The following is a 5,049-nucleotide window of genomic DNA, read 5'->3' as shown; positions in this document are numbered from 1 at the left end:
CGATGCCCAGCCTACAGATGCCGAGATCCGTCAGTTTCTGAGCGCGTAATCTTACATCTTGTACCAATACGTGTTTACTGTTAGTGGCTTTAGGGTAAAGGGAAAGGGGTAAGGGGTAAAGGATAGATGATTCGCTGTGTTCCTTTTCCCTTTAACCTTTACCCCACTTAACTAGGGATTTTGGAGCTGGTGCAAAATGTGAATAATACTACCTCAATTATCCCTCGGTGCGGTCAGCTATTTAACTTAGGTGAACCGATCCATGTGGGGCTTTTATCATCCCGAGTGACTAGTTTTCCACTTAAGATAGGTTGAGAGCGTCATGCCCTCTGAGTCAAGCACCAATGTTAAATTACGCAACAAGCGAGATCGATCTGTTGCTTAGACCTGAATCGCTTTAAAATAGAAGAGAAAGAAGCCATCAGTGCAGTTAGGGTTCGATCGCTACTGCTAACTTAACTGGCTGCTCCAAGCATTTGAATCTGCCCGCACCAGCTTGGCACTTGTTATACTTGCTAGCTAGCAGCAGGCTCAGTTCTGAGGCAGCTCCTCCTCTGAAGAGTCTTTGTCTCATCAATACTTAACTTTTGCGGTTATCACAGCCCTACCACATTACTCAATGCGATTATCTGATTTTGACAAGGCACCAGAAAATGACCTGACAGATGCCCACACACATACTGAAACTAGTGAAATGCCAGTAGATGTCGTCGGCGCAAATGAGCAAGGTGCCGCGATCCCACAGATACAGGCAACTGAAACAGCTAATCCTAAACCAGGAGTTATTTCAGTCCTCAAAAATCGCAACTTTGTCACCCTCTGGAGCGGTCAGATCTTCTCGCAGCTAGCCGATAAAGTTTATGTGGTATTGATGATCGCCATCATTGAGAGTCAATTTCAATCCGAAAATCAGAGTATCAGTGGTTGGGTATCGGCGATCATGATTGCAAATACGATCCCTGCGGTGCTATTTGGCTCGCTGGCAGGGGTATTTGTCGATCGCTGGCACAAAAAAGAGGTTTTAGTTAGTACCAACCTGCTGCGGGGATTGTTGGTGCTTTCAGTGCCGTTTTTATTATGGTTGACTAAAGGGCAGGTTTTAGTTAATTTACCGATCGGGTTTGAAATTCTCCTGGCAATTACCTTTCTAGTATCGACAATGGGGCAATTTTTCTCCCCCGCCGAGCAAGCAGCCATCTCGATGATTGTCGATAAGCCAAATTTACTCTCAGCCAATTCGCTGTACACGACAACCGCAATGGGTTCGCTGATTGTCGGCTTTGCAATCGGCGAACCGATTTTAGGCATCGCCGATAGTATTGGTGCCAGTGTCGGCTTAGGCGTAAATATCGGCAAAGAACTATTAGTCGGATCTAGTTATGTCCTCGCTGGGATTTTTCTGCTCGTGATGCGTACCGGGGAAACCAAGCAAATCCCGACCGGATCTGAGCCGCATGTGCTGGCAGATCTCCAAGATGGCGTCCGCTATCTCGGCAAGCACAAGCAAATTAAAGGCGCACTAATTCAGCTAGTAATCCTCCAATCAGTAATTGCTTCGATGACAGTAGTTGCCGTCCGCATGGCCGAACTATTGCCCGAAATCAAAGCCTCCCAATTTGGCTTTCTCCTAGCTGCTGGGGGCGTCGGGATGGCATTGGGTGCAGTAGCCTTGAGCTACATCGGTGCCAAATTCTCCCGCGCGCAATTGAGTTTGTATGGTTCGCTCGGAGTAGCAGCCTCGCTATTTGGGTTATCATTTTCCCAGTCTTTATGGTTGAGCCTCCTCTGCTTGGTTGGCATGGGCGTCTTTAGTGCTGGCGTGATGATCCCGATGCAGACCACCATCCAAAGCGAGACGCCAGAGGAAATGCGTGGCAAAGTCTTTGGACTGCAAAATAATGCCATCAATATCGCCCTGAGTCTACCGCTGGCACTAACTGGGATCGCCGAAACAGCATTAGGTGTCCCCACAGTGCTAATATGTCTGGCAACGATTTCCGCGATCGGCGGGATCTTCACGCAGCGATATAATTCGGCAGATGAGTCTAATTAGAGGGTAAATGGAACCGATAATTCAACTGCGCGGTGTCTCCAAAGCCTTTGGCAATAGTGTCATTCTCGACAAGATGGATTTGGATATTTATCCCGGACAAGGTTTGGGCATTATCGGGCCATCGGGGACGGGTAAATCGACGAGTTTACGGATTATTGCGGGCTTACTCGCCCCAGATACGGGCGAAGTTTATATTCGAGGTCAACTGCGACAGGGATTAATTGAAGATGGTAACGATCCGATTTATATCGGGATGGTATTTCAACAAGCAGCTCTATTTGACTCCCTGACTGTCGAAGAAAACGTCGGCTTTAGAATGTTTCAACAGTCCCATATTCCCCGCAAACAGATTCGGGAATTGGTCGAACAGAAGTTAGCATTAGTTGGGATGGCAGACGTTGCCGACCGATATCCAGCTCAGTTATCGGGCGGGATGCGTAAACGCGTCAGCTTTGCCCGCGCGATCATGTCCAACCCCGAACATCCCGACGACAATCCGGAAGTCCTATTATACGACGAACCAACCGCAGGTCTAGACCCGATCGCATCTACGGTCATCGAAAATTTGGTGCGAGATTTACAGCAAGTCCCAGGCGGCTGTGGTACTTACGTCATGGTGACACATCAAGATAGTACCATTCGCCGCACGACCGATCGGATCGTCTTTCTCTATCATGGTAAGGTGCAATGGGATGGTAAAACCCCAGAAATCGACACCACCGACAACCCATTGGTACGCCAATTCTTTAGTGCCAGTATCCACGGCCCCATTCACCTGATCGATTGAATTAATCGCTGGGATATGGTTACTTCGTTCGATTTTAAGCTTGCTACAATATACTCAGTAATAGCCTTTCTAGGAGTTCCCGCTCGATGATAGGATCGACCCCAGTAGTTAAGCATCCTCGATTTGAATCTTTTGAGGATTATTTAGAATACACCGATAGCAACAATCGGTTGTATGAGTTATTCAATGGGGAATTAGTCGAAGTGCCGCCGGAATCAGGATTTAATATCGGAATTGCTAATTTTTTGTTAGTTTCTTTTCTGCCAATTGTTGGCTATTTGCGCGTTCGGGGACACGGGCTAGAATTAGAAGTAAATGGAGAACCACGCAATCGATATCCCGATTTGACGATTATTAAAGCAGAACATATCGAACAATTACGTTCGCGCAATACAGTCAGATTGAGTATGGCTGCACCAGATTTGGTAGTAGAAGTAGTCAGCCCCGGCAATCTGCAACGCGACCGCGATTATATTGCCAAACGAAATCAGTATCTAGATCGCGAAATTCCGCTCTATTGGATTGTCGATCCACAGGTTCGAGAAATTATGGTGTTAACTTTGACATCAGCAGAATATCAAGAACAGGTTTATCGAGGTAGCGACAAATTACAATTTCAAGATACACCGCTAAATTTAACCGCTGAGGAAATTTTATCCGCTGGTTGATATTGAGACAATTCTCGCCCATGTCGAGCAATCTTCTGCAAGTGTGACTTGGCTACGGATGCGCTCTAGGTATGACGCTCCTACGGGGGATCGCGTATCTGCCATTGTCTACAGGCGTTAAATGATAAATAATGTTGCGATCGAGACAAGATCGGCATGACGGTAGTGCAAGATCGAGAATATAAAACCACTGTTTAACACCTGAATGTCAAGACGATCGCAATCGATCGCCTCGATTAGTTAATTTAAAAATTAGATAGGATATTATCCCAATGATTCAAAATATTCTAATTGCCGTCGCTGGGTTGGGAAAATGCGAACAAATGCTCAAGGTGTTGATGGAAAGCCCGATAGTTAAAGGGGCAAACGTCACAATTTTGCATGTAGTGACTCCCCAAGTCACTGCCGAACTCATGTCCCAAAAGCTCACCGCTGGCGGTAAAATCCTCGCCGATGCGATCGAGTATCTCAAACTCGATCCGGCAAAAGTTAATGTCCGACTCAAACAAGGCGATCCTAAAGATGTCGTCTGTCAAGTTGCTGATGAGGAAAATTCCGACCTGATTATTATGGGTTCGCGCGGACTCAATCGCTTAGAATCAATCTTGTCTAATTCTGTCAGTCAATACGTTTTTCAGCTTACTTCGCGACCGATGTTATTGGTAAAAGATGATGTCGATATCAAACGACTAAATCGGATTATGGTGGGATACAACAATTCGATTCCCGCTCAAGCATCGCTTAAATTCGCACTATCGTTATTGCGCGATATCAAGGGCAGTCAATTACAGTTAATTCAAGTTAAATCAAATCAAAAAGCTGCCGAAGCGATCGTCAATCCCGAACGCGACCCGATTTTTGCCCCCGCAATTAGTGAGGCGAAAAAGCAAGGCGTAGCCTATAAGTGTATCGTCGCGATCGGCGATCCTGGTAAAGAAATCTGTAAAGCAGCCCAAGAGTTAAATACCGATCTGATTGCCATTGGTTCGCCAGATCGCCGCCCCTCGATCGCTAAAAATTTACCAGATCTCGATCGCCTATTAGGTAATTCACTATCTGATTATGTGCGGATTAAGGCTCCTTGTCCTGTGCTATTGAATCGATCGGTGGGTTAGGCTTTAGAGGATGGAAAACTCAATTCTGTTAAGCTTAAGCCCTAGAAAATCCCCCCAACCCCCTTAAAAAGGGGGAGTAAGAGTTTGTAAGATGTAGTGGGCAATGCCCACCACTTAGGTTTCAGGCAATCTCTATCTAATAAATATTTGCAATTACCTACTTAAATATCTGCAAGTTTATAACGCAAAATAACTAAATTTAACGAGCCAAATACTCCAGATACCGATCGCCAAATTCAAGCAATATCCCCAAACTCTGCTGGACATAGATAGCTTCAAGCTCCGCTGAATCAGCCGCCACTCGATCGCAAATAATGGCATGAATACCAGCGTGATACCCAAAAAATTCATTACACCCGTATCATAATAGCCACATGCTTCGATGAGAATTTGTTTGACATAAGCGGCAAGATAAGCACCTATATG

General features: G+C 45.9%; 6 protein-coding genes. 4 read left to right on the top strand and 2 right to left on the bottom strand.

Going from position 1 to position 5,049, the window contains the following annotated elements:
• Positions 1–430: 430 nt before the first annotated feature.
• Positions 431–574: a hypothetical protein gene (locus tag RMO52_RS00115; RefSeq protein ID WP_309741824.1), complete on the bottom strand. Its 144-nt coding sequence runs from the start codon at positions 572–574 to the stop codon at positions 431–433.
• 45 nt (positions 575–619) lie between these two features.
• On the opposite strand from RMO52_RS00115, the gene RMO52_RS00110 reads away from it, so the two are divergent.
• The 4 genes from RMO52_RS00110 to RMO52_RS00095 all read left to right on the top strand — a co-directional run bounded on the left by RMO52_RS00110 (position 620) and on the right by RMO52_RS00095 (position 4,623).
• Complete coding sequence (locus RMO52_RS00110) at positions 620–2,053, top strand: MFS transporter (RefSeq protein ID WP_310409927.1); 1,434 nt, start codon at positions 620–622, stop codon at positions 2,051–2,053.
• Between the two features lie 7 nt (positions 2,054–2,060).
• Positions 2,061–2,840 carry an ATP-binding cassette domain-containing protein gene (locus RMO52_RS00105; RefSeq protein WP_310409925.1) on the top strand — a complete coding sequence of 260 codons (780 nt, stop codon included), beginning with the start codon at positions 2,061–2,063 and terminating at the stop codon, positions 2,838–2,840.
• Between the two features lie 86 nt (positions 2,841–2,926).
• Positions 2,927–3,508 carry a Uma2 family endonuclease gene (locus RMO52_RS00100; RefSeq protein WP_309742553.1) on the top strand — a complete coding sequence of 194 codons (582 nt, stop codon included), beginning with the start codon at positions 2,927–2,929 and terminating at the stop codon, positions 3,506–3,508.
• Between the two features lie 272 nt (positions 3,509–3,780).
• Complete coding sequence (locus tag RMO52_RS00095) at positions 3,781–4,623, top strand: universal stress protein (RefSeq protein WP_310409923.1); 843 nt, start codon at positions 3,781–3,783, stop codon at positions 4,621–4,623.
• A 177-nt stretch (positions 4,624–4,800) separates the two neighbouring features.
• Here the strand turns inward: RMO52_RS00095 and RMO52_RS00090 are convergent.
• On the bottom strand, positions 4,801–5,049 hold a 249-nt coding region (locus RMO52_RS00090), incomplete at its 5' end, for a hypothetical protein (RefSeq protein WP_310409921.1).

Origin of the sequence: Chamaesiphon sp. OTE_8_metabat_110, from assembly GCF_031382685.1 — a bacterium.
GTDB lineage: Bacteria > Cyanobacteriota > Cyanobacteriia > Cyanobacteriales > Chamaesiphonaceae > Chamaesiphon.
The sequence above is the reverse complement of the archived record's forward strand: the minus strand, read 5'-3'. Positions and strand labels throughout refer to the sequence as shown.